Consider the following 13,713-nt stretch of genomic DNA (forward strand, 5'->3'; position numbering starts at 1 on the left):
TGGCCCGCTCCTACAGGGAGACTCTGGCGCGCGCCCCGAACGCTAATAACCGCGCTCAGCTCACCCCAGCTTTACCGGCTCGAACTTCACCCGCGGATGGGCGATGCGGTCCTGCGCCCGCACCAACTCCAGCTCGTAGCTGCCGCAGGTCTGGGTCTCCAGCAGCACTTCATGCACGGCGGCGGCGCAGAATTCGAAGGCCGTGCGCAAGTCGTCGCCCAGTAGCAGGCGGGCAAGGAACAGCCCGGAGGTGAGATCGCCCACACCGACCGGCTGGCGCGGGAAGGCCAGCAGCGGGCGGCGCAGGTGCCAGGTCTCGGCCTGCGTCACCAGCAGCATCTCGAAGGCGTCCGCCGGCTTGCCCGGATAATTCAGGTGCTTCACCAGGACCGCCTTCGGGCCGCGCTCCAGCAAGCCGCGAGCCATGGCCGCGCAGTCTTCCAGGGAGGTCGGCTGGCGGTCGCAGAAGCTGTCCAGTTCCAGCTGGTTCGGGCACAGGTAGTCCGCCACGGCGGCGGCTTCGTGGAGGAGGAACTCACCGACTTCCGGAGCGACGATGCAGCCCTTCTCCGGATGGCCCATCACCGGGTCGCAGAGGTACACCGCACGCGGGTTCACCTCGCGGATGCGACGCACCACTTCGAGGATCGAACGCCCCTGCTCCGCACTGCCCAGGTAGCCCGACAGCACCGCGTCGCAGTTGCCCAGTTCGCCGATGGCGGCGATGCCGTCGACCAGCGCGGGAATCTGCTCCGGCGGCAGCACCTGGCCGGTCCAGTGACCATACTGAGTATGGTTGGAGAACTGCACGGTATTCAGCGGCCAGACGTTGACTCCGACGCGGCGCATGGGGAACTCGGCGGCGCTGTTGCCGGCATGGCCGAAGACGACGTGGGACTGGATGGCGAGAACGTGGGGAGTGCGCGACATAACGGTGTCCTGCTGCGGAATGGGGCAGTATGGGGCGCAATTCACACGCTGTGAACATCCGCCCCTCGCCGCCTGGCGGCGGAGTGAGTAAGCTGATGCGCCGATTCCGAGGAAGTTGAAGTGGACCTGGGCAATCTTTTCGTCTTCATGCTGTTTGCCGCGGCTGCCGCCTGGTGGTGGCGCGCCCACGGCATCCGCGAGCGTGCGCTGGTCCTGGCCAAGCAGCACTGCGCGCGCGAGGGCGTGGAACTGCTCGACGAAGCCATGGCCCTGCAGCGCATTCGCTTCCGCCGGGATGGCCGCAACCATCTGCGCCTGGCACGGGAGTACGGCTTCGAGTTCACCGCCACCGGCCAGGAACGTTACGCCGGCACCATCCGCATGTTCGGCCACTACCTGGGCCGCATCGAGCTGGCGCCGTTCCGCATGGCACCCGAGCCGCGCGCCACCGTCGCGCCGGTCGCCACCTTCAACCCGGTTGACGACGAGATCGTCGACGCGGTGTTCGACGACGCCCCGCCCTCGCGCCCCAAGGCCGAGGTGGTACGCCTGGACGAATGGCGTCGGGCGCACCAGGACAAGAAGGTCGGCGACTAGAGCTGCGCGCGGATCTTCTGCCAGTCCTTTTCCACCGCCGCCGTCATCGCCCGCCTTAGCAGCCAGCACCGCCCACAGTGCCAGGGCGAATGCCGGCGCTTCTGATTGCGCCGGCAGGCCTCGAACAGCCAGTCCGGATCGAAGCCATCCCACACGCCAGCCGTCGCCCAGGCGTTGGTCCAGACCACCGGCGCCACTTCCAGGCGGTAGATTGCCGTTAGCTCCGCCACGGAAAACCCGCTGATCGCCAGGGTCTTCGCAATCGCGGCGCGACCGGACTTATCCAGCTCGGTGTCCAGCCACAGCTCGGACAGCGCCAGCCAGACGGACTCGCGGGCCGGGTCGTTCATTCGTGCCCCAGCAGGAAGCGCGAAACGCGCTCGGCGCTGTCCTCGGGGAACTCCTGCATGAAGCAGTGCCCGCCATCGACGCACTGCCCGCTGATCGCCGGGTTGCTCGCGCACCAGCGCGCCACCGCCTTGGGCACGAAGGGGTAGGTGTGCTCGCCGAACAGCACCTGGGTCGGCGTCACCACCTTGTTCAGCGACGGCCACAGGCGCTTGGGGAAGGAACTGAAGATCTCCGCCTCGCGGCTGGGCCGGCATTTCAGCTCGACGCCGCCCTCCACCACCTTCATCGCGTGTTCGACATAGGCCCACAGCGCCGCATCGGTCCAGCCCTTGAAGATGCCCCGACCATGCAGGCTGGCATAGGCGGCCTCGCGGTCCGGCCACTGGCTGCGCCGCGCGCGCGCCTTCTGCACCATGGTGCGGCGCTGGTGCAGGCCGAGCACCTCGGAGAGCGCCATCACGCCGATCATCGCCGGGGTGAACAGCACCGGGTCGAGCAGCACGGCGCGGCGGAACAGCTGCGGGTGGCGCCCCAGGACCAGGCTGGTCAGCACGCCGCCGAAGCTGTGCCCGCAGGCGTAGCGCGGCACATCGCCGAACAGCCCGCGCCCGGCCTCGAAGGCTTCCACCGCCATCTCGGCGTTGCGGTTCCAGCCGTGGAAACGCCCGCCATGGTCGCTGTCGCCGTGGCCCTGGACATCGCACAGCCAGAGGTCGAAATCCTTCGCCAGCAGCTTGAGCAGCGGCTCATAGGCGCGGGTGCAGAAACCGTTGCCATGAAGAAAGTGCAACAGCGGCTTGCCGCTGGGCTCGCTGCGCCAGCCGCGCAGGGTGAAACCGGCGGACCCTTCGTGGGTCCAGGACAACAACTGCATGGATGCGTCTCCGTCAGGACGTCCGCAGTGTAACGAGGCAGCCGGGCGCCGAACCAGTACGCCGACGTGCTATCGTCGCCGTTCTAGCTCGACTTGCTTCGAACATGCCGCTTCCCCGCCCCCTTCGCCTCGCCCTGATCAGCCTGCTCCTGCTGGCCGGCCTGCTGCTGTCGGCGTACTGGGCGGGCGAGCAGGCACGCCACCGGGCGTTGCTCGCCGAGGCCGAAGCGGCCCACGAACAGCTTGGCCTCTACGCCAACACCCTGCACACGCTGATCGAGCGCTTCCGCAGCATTCCGGCAGTGCTCGCCCTCGACCCCGACCTGCGCAGCGCCCTGCAGGGCCAGGTGACCGGCGATCTGCAGCAGCGGCTCAACCTCAAGCTGCAACAGACCAACGCCGCGGCGCGCTCTTCCACCCTGGAAGTGCTCGACCGCACCGGTCTGGCGGTGGCCGCGAGCAACTGGGAGCTGCCGACCAGCTACGTCGGCCACAACTACAGCTTCCGCCCCTACTTCCGCCAGACCATCGCCCAGGGCGCCGGGCGCTTCTACGCGGTCGGCGTGACCACCGGGATTCCCGGCTATTTCCTGTCCAACGCCGTGCGCGACGACGCCGGCAACTTCCTCGGCGCCATCGTGGTCAAGCTGGAGTTCCCCGACCTGGAGCGCCAGTGGAGCCAGACTCCCGACGTGGTGCTGGTAAGTGACAGCAAAGGCATCGTGTTCCTCGCCAACCATCCGCGCTGGCGCTACCGCGAACTGCTGCCGCTGGACGCCGTGGCCCGCGCCGAGCTGCGCGACACTCGCCAGTACCACCAACAGCCACTGAGCGCCCTGCCCCACCAGACCCTCCAGCGCCTGGGCGACAACGCCCGGCTGGCGCGGGTGGAGGGTCAGGACATCGGCGGCGACTACCTGTGGCAATCGGTGGTCCTGCCCGAGGACGACTGGACCCTGCACCTGCTGCGCGACGCCCGTGGCGTCCAGTCCGACGTCAGCAGCGCGCGCCTCGCCGCCGCCGGCGCCTGGCTGGCGCTGGTGTTCCTGGTGCTCTGGCTGCAGCAACGGCGACGGCTCGCCCTCCTGCGCCAACGCAACCAGGAAGAACTGGAACAACTGGTGGAGCAACGCACCGCCGCCCTGCGCACCGCCCAGGACGGCCTGGTGCAGGCCGCCAAGCTAGCGGCGCTGGGGCAGATGTCCGCCGCGCTGGCCCACGAGATCAACCAGCCGCTCACCGCCCAGCGCATGCAACTGGCCAGCGTGCGCCTGCTGCTCGACGCCGGTCGCCAGGACGACGCCCGCACCGCGCTGCAGCGGGTGGATGAGCTGCTGGAGCGCATGGCCGCGCTCACCGGCCACCTGAAGACCTTCGCCCGCAAGACCCCCGGCGGCCTGCGCGAGCGCATCGAACTCGGCCATGTACTGGACCAGGCGCTGCACCTGCTGGCCGTGCGCATCCGCGACGAACGGGTGGCGATCGTCCGGCAACTGGACGAACCGGCCTGGGTGCTGGGTGATGCGATCCGCCTGGAACAGGTGCTGGTCAACCTGCTGCGCAACGCCCTGGATGCGCTGGCGGGCACCGTGCATGCGCAGATCACCCTGCACCTGCGCCGCGAAAAGGATCACTGGTGCCTGGAGGTGGCCGACAACGGTCCCGGCATCGACGAGGAAAACCTCGCCAGCGTCTTCGATCCCTTCTTCACCACCAAGCCGGTGGGCGAGGGACTGGGCCTCGGACTGGCGGTATCCTACGGCATCGTTCATGAATTCGGCGGCCGCCTGGGCGCCGCCAACCAGCCCTCCGGCGGCGCACTGTTCCGCCTGAGCCTGCCCGCCGCCCCCGAAGAAAACCGAGCATGAGCCAGACCATTCTCTTCGTCGACGACGAAGCCGCCATCCGCGAAGCCGTCCAGCAATGGCTGCAACTCTCCGGCTTCGACGTGCGCCTGTGCAGCAGCGCCGACGAGTGCCTGAAAAGCGTGGCGCGCGAGCTGCCCGACGTGATCATCAGCGATGTGCGCATGCCCGGCACGGACGGCCTGGCGCTGCTCGACCGCCTGCAGCAGCTCGACCGCGACCTGCCGGTGATCATGGTCACCGGTCACGGCGACGTGCCCATGGCGGTGCAGGCCATGCGCCAGGGCGCCTACGACTTCATCGAGAAGCCCTTCACCCCCGAGCGCCTGCTCGACAGCCTGCGCCGCGCCCTGGAGAAACGCCGGCTGGTGCAGGAAAACCGCCAGTTGCGCGAACAGGCCGCGCTCAAGGACCAGATCGAATCGCGCCTGCTTGGCGTGTCGCGGCCGATGGACACCCTGCGCCGGCAGATCATGGCGCTGGCCGGCACCCCGGTGAACGTGCTGATCCGTGGCGAGACCGGCAGCGGAAAGGAACTGGTCGCGCGCTGCCTGCACGACTTCGGCCCGCGCGCCGGCAAGCCCTTCGTCGCGCTGAACTGCGCGGCGATCCCCGAGCAGCTGTTCGAGAGCGAACTGTTCGGCCATGAGAGCGGCGCCTTCACCGGCGCCCAGGGCAAGCGTGTCGGCAAGCTGGAACACGCCAATGGCGGCAGCCTGTTCCTCGACGAGATCGAGAGCATGCCGCTGGCCCAGCAGGTGAAGCTGCTGCGCGTGCTGCAGGAACAGCAGCTGGAGCGCCTGGGCTCGAACCAGAGCATCAGGGTCGACCTGCGGGTGATCGCCGCGACCAAGCCGGATCTTCTCGAAGAAGCCCGCGCCGGGCGCTTCCGCGAGGACCTGGTGTATCGCCTGAACGTCGCCGAGCTCCGCCTGCCGCCGCTGCGCGAACGCCGCGAGGACATCCCGCTGCTGTTCGACCACTACGCCGCGCTGGCCAGCGAAAAGTTCGGCCGCGAAGCCCTGCCGCTGTCGGCCACCGAACTGGCCCGCCTGCTCGCCCACGACTGGCCGGGCAACGTGCGCGAACTGGCCAACGCCGCCGAGCGTCACGTGCTGGGCCTGGACCGCGACGAACTGCCGGTCGAGCCGGCCGGCAACGGCCTGTTCGAGCGCATGGAAGCCTACGAGGAGCAGTGCATCCGCCAGGCGCTGGGCCAGTGCAAGGGCGACATCAAGGCGGTGATGGAGCTGCTTGGCCTGCCACGCCGCACCCTCAATGAGAAGATGCAGCGCCATGGCCTGAGCCGTGGGGATTACCTGGGCGAGGATTGAGCCCGGCCACTACTCCTGGGCAACCAGCGCGTGCCGAGGCGCGCCCAACCGGCGAGCAACAGCAGCGACCCGAGGATCGAGATCAACGCGAGCAGAGGCAGTCCGGTCGACGTCTGTGCGCGCATCAGCGCTTCATGGAACAGGGCGTAGCCGAGCACGCCGAGCAGCGCCGTGCACAGCAGCCAGCCAAGACCGATGGTCACGCCCGCCAGCAGGACGCGGCCGGCGCCATAACGCGGCAGTCGGTCCGGAAGCCGCGTGTAGATGCACAGCAGCACCAGCGCGGCGGGAAGCGCCCACGCCAGGACCTCCAGCGCAGTTCCCCAATACCCCATCCGGTTGAGCACGAAGAGACGCGCCAGCCCCGACAGCAGCTTTGCGGTGAACCCGGCGAAGGCAAGGGCGACTCCGAGTGCGACATGCATCCGCCGGATCGACGGCAGCGCCTCCGTGGGCTGGCGCTCGCAGCGTGAACGGGTCGCCGCCAACACCAGCCACAGGCAGATCAGGTACAGCACAAGCTGCACCAGCGCCCCGCCAAGCAGCGCTATCGGTATGACGACGAAAGACTGGTCGCTGAGATCGCCCAGCCAGAAGGCGAATTCCTGTATCGGCAGGACGAGAACCCTGCTGTAGAGCTGCTCGACGGCCATCTGCAGCGCGAAAAACACCACCACGATGATCGCGAAGGGACGGAATCTCCGGAGCCGGTGCAGCTCCCGCTGGGCCTGCATGAACAGCACCACCAGGGCGCCACTGACGGCCAATGAGGACAACCCTACGCCGAGCTGCCCCGGCAGTGCCTGCAGCAGCCGCTCATGGGGGACGCCGCTGGTCCACTGCCACAGCGTCTCGGCCACCCGCGCGCCGATGCCGAACAGGAACAGCGCGGCAACCATGGCATACGGCTGCCAGAGGGCGGGTAAGGAGGCGTCCGTTTCCGACCCCGCCTCGGCCTGCGGGGAGATGAAGGGGCTTTCCGGCACGTAGCGGCATCCTGGGCGATTGAACGAAGCACCATTATGCCGAGTGCCAGCGCCCGGAGAGAGAATTGGACGAGCCCGCCCGCGCCGCGCCCTCGGAAAGACAATGCGGCGCCCCGGACGAGCCGCAGGGATTACCTGGGCGAGGCCTGCGCCAGCTGCTCGGCGAAGAACCATCCTGTGCACCCGCGCGCCAGCGGCCAGAGCAGCACCAACAGAATGACGGCCGGCGGCAGCAGGTAGAGCGGCAGGCTGCTCGAATTCAGCGAGCCATAGGCAGCGAAGGCCGTCACGATCGACACCAGCAGGATCGCGACGGCCCACAGCGCCAGCAGCACCAGCGACGCGGCCAGCACCCGGCCGGCGGCGAAGCGCGAGACCTGGGCCGGCAGGCGCATCTGCACGGCGGCCATGACAATGGCAAAGGGCAGCACGCAGCTGCTCAGCAGGAACACCGACTGCCAGCCATCCGCGCCGGAGTACAGGAAGAGCGCGGCATAGCTGAGCGAGGCGAGCAACTTGTAGGTCAGCGCGATGAAGCACAGCGCCACGCCCAGGGCCACCTGCCAGGACGGCAGCACGACCGCCTGCCCCGGCGCCAGCCGCTCCGCTCGCGGGCGCGCCAGGCGCAGCACCAGCCAGAGCGGCAGCAGGCACACCAGGACCAGGCTCAGCAGCCCGGTGAGCTGGCTGTGCAGGATCATCCAGACGGTCCGGGCGCCTTGTCCAAAGGCCCACTGATAGAACGGCGCGCTCAGGTAGGAGATCGCCGTGCTGACGATCAGCGCGACGAGCACGTAGAGCACCGCGAACCCCACCAGCAGCCCGGCCGTGGGCCGGAAGCGCGCAATGCCGTGACGTTCACGCTGGTAGTGCACCAGCAGCAGGATCGCCGCGGCATGGAAGACCAGGCCTCCCGCCCAGTTCGCCAGCATCATCGGCAGGAACTGCATCGCGCGGGCGCGGTATCCACCCAGATCGCTGAACCATTGCCAGGCGTTGCTGCCAACGAAGATCAGCGCCGCGGCGACCACCATCGCGGCGATGAACTGCAATGGCTGGTTGTCGGCGACACGGGCCGCGCCCAATGACGGGGTCAGCTCGGCGTGGGGCGGGGAAAAGGGATTATCGAGAGTCATGGCAGGCATCCTTGTCAGCTCAGTCGCGCAGTGCGCTGCCACAAGGGTACCAGTGGAAAGGCGGCTCGCCACAGCACGATGGGCGTGACCTGGCGATGGATAAAAAAAGGCCGCTGAAGTCAGCGGCCTGGAGATAGACGTCGATTCGGAGCAATCAGATATCGGCGTCGGGAAGCTTTCCGGCTTGCGGGCCGGGGACGGGGCGATACGGCTATCGGCCCGTGCGGAGACTCCACAGAACAAATCAACTTATTGATTAATAAGGATTTATTCGAAATATTTACCCCCACAGTGTAGCCGGGTGGCAATCATATTGCCTGGAGAATCTGTGACAAATTCTATTGACCGTTTGGACAGGAATAAATCCACTCAATCAGGAAAGACTGTTGCATTTTTTGCAACAGAGCGCGCTGTCACAGCGTCCCCGCGAAGAAAAAAACGCCGCATGTCATATGCGGCGCAAGGTGTTGAGAAGCCCGGCTCACGCACCGGACCTCCCGGGGGAAGCGGTCGATCAGGAGTCGGAGCGGCTGTCGGCAGCGGCCTTGGCAGTCTGCTCGGCGGACTGGGCCTGCTGCTGGGCAATGACGGCTTCGTTGGCCTTGACCATCTTGTCGGTCATCAGGCGCGATTCTTCGGCGAAGCTCAGTTGGGCGAACGACAGCGTGCAAACGGACAGCAGGGCAGCAACATAAAGCGAACGGGACATGATGAAGATCCTTTCTGAACTCCCGGTTGGTCGGGGTTGGAGAAAGGTTACGGCGCAACAGTGGGTAGAAAAATAGCTAGCTAACCAACAAAGCATTGCCTAAAAAGCAACAATCGTCGGAAATCGATCAAGAAGCCTGATATAGAGCGCCCGTGGCGTTCTGTCGCAGCCAGGGGCTGCCTCAGGCCCAGTTGACGGGATCGTTGAGCGCTGCTTCGTCTTCCTCGAAGACCTTGGGGAGCTCCGCCTTGAGGAACTCCACCCAGGTGCGGATCTTCGCGTCGAGGAAGCGCCGCGACGGGTACAGCGCGTAGATCTGCCGCACATGCAGACTGTGTCGGGGCAGCACCCGCACCAGCGAGTGCTTGCGCAGGGCGGGTGCGGCGACGTAGCTGGGCAACAGGCAGATGCCCATGCCGGCGGCGGCGGCGCCGGTCAGCGCCTCGGCGACGTTGACCATGAAGGTGTCGCGCGGGCGGATCACGCTTTCCTCGTTGCCCTCCTCGAAGGCCCAGCCTTCGGGGAAGGTCGGGTCCTGCAGGCGCAGGCACTGGTGCTGGTGCAGGTCGGCGACGGTCTGCGGGGTGCCACGGCGCTTGAGGTAGTCGGGGCTGGCGCAGAGCACGCTGTAGATGGTGCCCAGGGTCTGGGCGACGAATTCGGAGTCGGGCAGTTCGCGGTCGCGGGTGATCACCACGTCCTGGCCTTCTTCGAGGATGTCCGGCTGGCGCTGAGCCAGGGTCAGCTCGATGTAGACCTCGGGGAAAGACTCGCAGTAGCGCGAGATCAGCGGGATCAGGTGCTGCTGGCCAAGGCCGGTGAGCGAGTGCACGCGCAGGCGGCCGCGCGGCGTCAAATGCGCGCCGCTGGCTTCGGCCTCGGCTTCATCGACGTCAGCGAGGATTTCCCGGCAGCGCTGCAGGTAGCGCTCGCCGGTTTCGGTCAGCGCCAGGCGGCGGGTGGTGCGGTGCAGCAGGCGGGCTTCGAGCTGGGATTCGAGGTCGGAGACGACGCGCGAGACCTGGGCTGTGGATAACCCCAGGGCGTTGGCGGCGGCGGTGAAGCTGCCGGCATCCACAACCCGGACGAAAGCCCGCATCGCGTGAAGTACGTCCATGGTTTCCCCTGCTCATCCAGCCTGTAGGAAACGAAGACAATTGTTGTCTTCGCCGCAATACTGAATCGCAGTATAGGGTCGTTTTCTATCGATTGTTACTGCGTATAGTGCCAGCCAAGTCGCTGCAGCAACGTTGGGCATACCAGGCTCATCGTACGGCCGCCGATACACCAATCGACGGCCATCTCCCCCGCGCATACCTGGCTGCAGCGACTGACTTTTTCTCCTGGGGCGGCCATCTGCGGATGGCCGCCCTTTTTCATGCCTCGAAGAAAACTCGGTGCTGCCACGTAGGATGGGTAGAGCCTGCGAAACCCATCGATCCGATGCACCGAAACAGCATGGGTTTCGCTTCGCTCTACCCATCCTACGGGAAGCCGTCAGCGCGGCAGCGGGTACAGGCGCTCGTCGAACTGGTCCAGGCGCACGAACTCCAGCGGCTTGTCCTCGTCCAGGTGCTGCAGGCGGTCCTGGTACTGGCGCAGGAAGTCCACGCGCGCGTCGTTGCTGATGTAGGGCACGTGCCAGGCGATGAAGGGCGGCAGCACGGTCATTCCGGTGTAGGCCAGGGTGCCGCGCAGGATCGGCCGCAGCATGTCTTCCAGCGGGCCGTGGATGGCGCCTTCGCCGAACATGTGGTCGCGCCCGCCGAGGGTCACGGTGACCAGCGCCTTCTTGCCGGCCAGGCCGCCCTGGTCGTAGAAGCGCTTGCCGCCGTAGCAGATGCCCGAGACCAGCACGCGGTCGAACCAGCCCTTGAGGATGGCCGGCGCGGAGAACCAGTAGATCGGGAAGTTGAAGATCACCAGGTCCGCCCAGAGCAACTTGTCCAGCTCGGCCTGGATGTCGGCGGCGATGGTCTTGGCCTTGGCGCCTTCGCGCTGCTCCAGGGCGTAGACCAGGTACTCGGGGTTGGCGCGGGCGCCGAAGTCGGCGGCGCTGGCCACCGGGTTCCAGTTCATCGCGTAGAGGTCGGAGACCTGCACCTCATGGCCCTGGCCACGCAGGGTTTCTTCAGCGAGCTGATACAGCGCGGTGCTGAAGGATTGCGGCTCGTTATGGGCGTGGACGATCAGTACGTTCATGTGGATTCCTGACAAGTCGGTGAGCGGAACTGCACTCACCCCAGCCCTCTCCCCGAGGAAGAGGGGGTCTGTTTAAAGCTGGATGGCCTTGAGCTCGACGAATTCGTGCAAGCCCTGCTCGCCCCATTCGCGGCCGTTGCCGGACTGCTTGTAGCCGCCGAACGGCGCACGGTAGTTGAAGGCGCCGCCGTTGACAAAGGATTGGCCGGCGCGCATCTGCCGGGCGAGTTTCAGGCCCTGCTCGCGGTCGCCCGCCCACACGGCGCTGGACAGGCCGAAGGGCGAATCGTTGGCGATCTGCAGCGCCTCGGCCTCATCGGCATAGGGAATCAGGCAGAGCACCGGGCCGAAGATTTCCTCGCGGGCGATGCGCATCTGGTTGTTCACGCCAGCGAAGATGGTCGGCTGCACGTAGTGGCCGCGCTCCAGATGCGCGGGACGCTCGGCGCCACCGCACACCAGCTGCGCGCCCTCCTCCTGGCCGACGCGGATGTAGTCGAGCACGGTGCGGCGCTGGCCAGCCGAGCACATGGGGCCGAGGAAGCTGTCGGCGTCCAGCGGGTCACCCATCTTCAGCGAGAGGGCCTCAGTGCGGGCGATTTCCACGGCTTCGTCATAGCGGCTGGCGGGCAGCAGCATGCGGGTCAGCGCGGTGCAGGTCTGTCCGGAGTTGATCATCACGTCCTGCACGCCATGGCGCACGGCGGCGGCCAGGTCGGCATCGGCGGTGATCAGGAAGGGCGACTTGCCGCCCAGCTCCAGGCACACGCGCTTGACCGTCGGCGCCGCGGCTTCTGAGACCTTGACGCCCGCACCGGTGGAACCGGTGAAGGACACCATGTCCACGTCCGGATGCCGCGCCAGGGCTTCGCCGACCTTGGAGCCGGGGCCGCTGACCAGGTTGAATACGCCGGCCGGCAGGCCGATGGCGTGGACCATGTCGGCCAGCAGGAAGGCGTGCAGCGGAGTGTCCTGGCTGGGCTTCACCACCATGGTGCAGCCGGCGGCCAGGGCCGGGGCGAGCTTGCCGATCATCTGGTGCAACGGGTAGTTCCAGGGGTTGATGAAAGCGCAGACACCCACCGCTTCCTTCACGATCAGCGAGTTGCCGACCTCGCGCACTTCGTCCATGTGCGCGGCCATCTCGGCGTAGCTCTCCAGGCCCTCGATCGGCCCGTCGACCTGCACCATGCGGCACCACTGCACCGGCATGCCCAGCTCGGCGGTGATCAGCGCGGCCATCTCGTCGGCGCGGCTCTTCAGTTGCTCGGCCAGCGCGCGGATGTAGCCGGCGCGCACGTGAGACGGCGTCTGCGACCAGGCCGGGAAGGCGCGGCGCGCGGCGTCCACCGCGCGGTTCACGTCGGCTTCGCCGCCCAGCGGCACGCGGCCGACGCATTCCTCGGTGGCCGGGTTCTGCACCTCGGCCAGGCCTTGTCCTTGCGGCGCCACCCAGGCGCCGTCGATGTAGAGCTGCGTACGGTCATGCATAGCGCTTTTCCTTCAGCAGTTCGGCGGCGCACAGGGCGATGCGGCGACAGGCTTCGCGCAGCGGCTCGGCACCGAGCACCAGGCCCAGGCGGATGTGCCCGGCGGCGCTGGGGCCGAAGGCTTCGCCGGCCAGCACGGAGACGCCGTGGCGGTCCAGCAGCAGGTTGGAGAAGTCCTGGGCGGAGAGTCCGGTGGCACGGATATCCACCATCACGAACATGCCGCCGTCCGGACGCAGGGCGCGCACGCCGACACAATCGGCGAGGCAGTCGATCACCAGGTCGCGGCGCTGGCGGTAGGCCTCGCGCATGGCTTCGAGTTCCGGCAGCTTGGCTTCCAGCGCGGTGCAGGCGGCGTCCTGGATGAAGTCCGGCGAGCCGTAGAGCATGCACAGGGCGAGGTTTTCCAGGTGCGCGCAGAGTTCCTGCGGGCCAACCACCCAGCCGACTCGCCAGCCGGTCATGGCGTGGGATTTCGACAGGCTGTTGAGGGTCGCGGTGCGCTCGGCCATGCCCGGCAGGCTGGCGGGGCTGATGTGTTCGCCGTCGAACAGCAGCTCGCTGTAGACCTCGTCGGAAATCATCCACAGGTCATGGGCGACGCACAGCTCGGCCAGCGCTTCCCAGGTGGCGCGCGGCAGGCTGGCGCCGGAGGGGTTGTGCGGGCTGTTGATGGCCAGCGCGCGGGTACGCGGGGTGATCAGCGCGGCGACGTCCTCGGCCTGCACGCGGAAGCCGTGCTCGGAACGCACCGACACCGGGATGACCTTGGCGCCACAGGCACCGAACACCGCTTCGTAGGTGACGTACATCGGTTCGGCGACGATCACCTCGTCGCCCGGGTTGAGCACGCACTGCGCCACGGCATAGAGCGCGCACTGGGCGCCGGCCAGCACCACCACGTCGTCAGCAGTCACTGCTTGGCCGCTGCGCTGGGTGTGACGGCGGGCGATGGCCTCGCGCAGCGAGCGCTTGCCGCGTACGTCGGCGTAATGGGTGTTGCCGGCCAACAGGCTGTCGATGGCCGACTGCACGATGGGTACCGGGGTGTCGAAGTCCGGGTCGCCCACCGACAGCAGGAGGATGTCGTCGCCCTTCTCCATGCGCGCCAGGGCGCGGTAGTGAATGTCCCAGGCGGCGGCGCCGTCGCCGGCGATGCGTTGGGTGAAGTTGGAATAGCGCATGGGAATCTCCTTGGAGCCTGCCTGTACGGGTGGCGGCAGGCTCGGAATGCTCAGT

General features: G+C 67.3%; 13 protein-coding genes. 3 read left to right on the forward strand and 10 right to left on the reverse strand.

From position 1 onward, the window contains the following. Positions 1-60: 60 nt before the first annotated feature. A complete protein-coding gene (gene pdxY, locus GA645_RS28240) occupies positions 61-930 on the reverse strand; it encodes a pyridoxal kinase PdxY (protein ID WP_152227661.1) in 870 nt (289 codons plus the stop codon). Positions 931-1,077: 147 nt separating this feature from the next. Here pdxY and GA645_RS28245 point away from each other — a divergent pair, with 147 nt between their 5' ends. Then, positions 1,078-1,527 carry a DUF3301 domain-containing protein gene (locus tag GA645_RS28245; RefSeq protein WP_372239821.1) on the forward strand — a complete coding sequence of 150 codons (450 nt, stop codon included), beginning with the start codon at positions 1,078-1,080 and terminating at the stop codon, positions 1,525-1,527. On the opposite strand, the gene GA645_RS28250 is transcribed toward GA645_RS28245, so the two are convergent. Together GA645_RS28250 and GA645_RS28255 are read right to left on the reverse strand one after the other, a co-directional pair. Further along, entirely contained in the window at positions 1,524-1,877 is a 354-nt protein-coding gene (locus GA645_RS28250) for a hypothetical protein (protein ID WP_152227664.1), read from the reverse strand. The two genes, GA645_RS28245 and GA645_RS28250, sit on opposite strands and share 4 nt — an antisense overlap. Then, positions 1,874-2,752 (reverse strand): alpha/beta fold hydrolase, encoded by an 879-nt coding sequence (locus GA645_RS28255; RefSeq protein ID WP_152227666.1) that lies wholly within the window; start codon positions 2,750-2,752, stop codon positions 1,874-1,876. Before GA645_RS28255 ends, GA645_RS28250 begins: the two co-directional genes overlap by 4 nt. Before the next feature lie 104 nt (positions 2,753-2,856). Between GA645_RS28255 and GA645_RS28260 the strand changes: the two genes are divergently transcribed. Together GA645_RS28260 and GA645_RS28265 are read left to right on the forward strand one after the other, a co-directional pair. Then, positions 2,857-4,620: an ATP-binding protein gene (locus GA645_RS28260; RefSeq protein WP_152227668.1), complete on the forward strand. Its 1,764-nt coding sequence runs from the start codon at positions 2,857-2,859 to the stop codon at positions 4,618-4,620. Next, positions 4,617-5,951 carry a sigma-54 dependent transcriptional regulator gene (locus tag GA645_RS28265; protein ID WP_152227670.1) on the forward strand — a complete coding sequence of 445 codons (1,335 nt, stop codon included), beginning with the start codon at positions 4,617-4,619 and terminating at the stop codon, positions 5,949-5,951. The genes GA645_RS28260 and GA645_RS28265 overlap by 4 nt, the downstream gene beginning before the upstream one ends. Here the strand turns inward: GA645_RS28265 and GA645_RS28270 are convergent. The 7 genes from GA645_RS28270 to GA645_RS28300 all read right to left on the reverse strand — a co-directional run bounded on the left by GA645_RS28270 (position 5,933) and on the right by GA645_RS28300 (position 13,658). Continuing rightward, positions 5,933-6,937 carry a hypothetical protein gene (locus GA645_RS28270; RefSeq protein ID WP_152227672.1) on the reverse strand — a complete coding sequence of 335 codons (1,005 nt, stop codon included), beginning with the start codon at positions 6,935-6,937 and terminating at the stop codon, positions 5,933-5,935. The two genes, GA645_RS28265 and GA645_RS28270, sit on opposite strands and share 19 nt — an antisense overlap. Before the next feature lie 131 nt (positions 6,938-7,068). Continuing rightward, a complete protein-coding gene (locus tag GA645_RS28275; RefSeq protein WP_152227674.1) occupies positions 7,069-8,073 on the reverse strand; it encodes a hypothetical protein in 1,005 nt (334 codons plus the stop codon). Between the two features lie 514 nt (positions 8,074-8,587). Next, entirely contained in the window at positions 8,588-8,782 is a 195-nt protein-coding gene (locus GA645_RS28280; RefSeq protein ID WP_152227676.1) for a hypothetical protein, read from the reverse strand. Between the two features lie 181 nt (positions 8,783-8,963). Then, positions 8,964-9,899 (reverse strand): LysR family transcriptional regulator, encoded by a 936-nt coding sequence (locus GA645_RS28285; protein ID WP_152227678.1) that lies wholly within the window; start codon positions 9,897-9,899, stop codon positions 8,964-8,966. Between the two features lie 380 nt (positions 9,900-10,279). Next, positions 10,280-10,984 (reverse strand): NAD(P)H-dependent oxidoreductase, encoded by a 705-nt coding sequence (locus GA645_RS28290; RefSeq protein ID WP_152227680.1) that lies wholly within the window; start codon positions 10,982-10,984, stop codon positions 10,280-10,282. A 72-nt stretch (positions 10,985-11,056) separates the two neighbouring features. After that, positions 11,057-12,475, reverse strand: a complete 1,419-nt coding sequence (locus GA645_RS28295; RefSeq protein ID WP_152227681.1) for an aldehyde dehydrogenase family protein — start codon at positions 12,473-12,475, stop codon at positions 11,057-11,059. Then, positions 12,468-13,658, reverse strand: coding sequence for a pyridoxal phosphate-dependent aminotransferase (locus GA645_RS28300; RefSeq protein WP_152227683.1), 1,191 nt, complete (start codon positions 13,656-13,658; stop codon positions 12,468-12,470). Before GA645_RS28300 ends, GA645_RS28295 begins: the two co-directional genes overlap by 8 nt. Positions 13,659-13,713: the final 55 nt, after the last annotated feature.

Source organism: Pseudomonas sp. SCB32 (assembly GCF_009189165.1).
Classification (GTDB): domain Bacteria; phylum Pseudomonadota; class Gammaproteobacteria; order Pseudomonadales; family Pseudomonadaceae; genus Pseudomonas.

Bases quoted from the DNA above. Each gene is read 5' to 3' on its own strand.
- GA645_RS28280 (WP_152227676.1), bottom strand. From the start codon at position 8,782: ATGTCCCGTTCGCTTTATGTTGCTGCCCTGCTGTCCGTTTGCACGCTG.
- pdxY (WP_152227661.1), bottom strand. From the start codon at position 930: ATGTCGCGCACTCCCCACGTTCTCGCCATCCAGTCCCACGTCGTCTTC.
- GA645_RS28265 (WP_152227670.1), top strand. From the start codon at position 4,617: ATGAGCCAGACCATTCTCTTCGTCGACGACGAAGCCGCCATCCGCGAA.
- GA645_RS28295 (WP_152227681.1), bottom strand. From the start codon at position 12,475: ATGCATGACCGTACGCAGCTCTACATCGACGGCGCCTGGGTGGCGCCG.
- GA645_RS28300 (WP_152227683.1), bottom strand. From the start codon at position 13,658: ATGCGCTATTCCAACTTCACCCAACGCATCGCCGGCGACGGCGCCGCC.
- GA645_RS28290 (WP_152227680.1), bottom strand. From the start codon at position 10,984: ATGAACGTACTGATCGTCCACGCCCATAACGAGCCGCAATCCTTCAGC.
- GA645_RS28275 (WP_152227674.1), bottom strand. From the start codon at position 8,073: ATGACTCTCGATAATCCCTTTTCCCCGCCCCACGCCGAGCTGACCCCG.
- GA645_RS28260 (WP_152227668.1), top strand. From the start codon at position 2,857: ATGCCGCTTCCCCGCCCCCTTCGCCTCGCCCTGATCAGCCTGCTCCTG.
- GA645_RS28285 (WP_152227678.1), bottom strand. From the start codon at position 9,899: ATGGACGTACTTCACGCGATGCGGGCTTTCGTCCGGGTTGTGGATGCC.
- GA645_RS28250 (WP_152227664.1), bottom strand. From the start codon at position 1,877: ATGAACGACCCGGCCCGCGAGTCCGTCTGGCTGGCGCTGTCCGAGCTG.
- GA645_RS28255 (WP_152227666.1), bottom strand. From the start codon at position 2,752: ATGCAGTTGTTGTCCTGGACCCACGAAGGGTCCGCCGGTTTCACCCTG.
- GA645_RS28245 (WP_372239821.1), top strand. From the start codon at position 1,078: ATGCTGTTTGCCGCGGCTGCCGCCTGGTGGTGGCGCGCCCACGGCATC.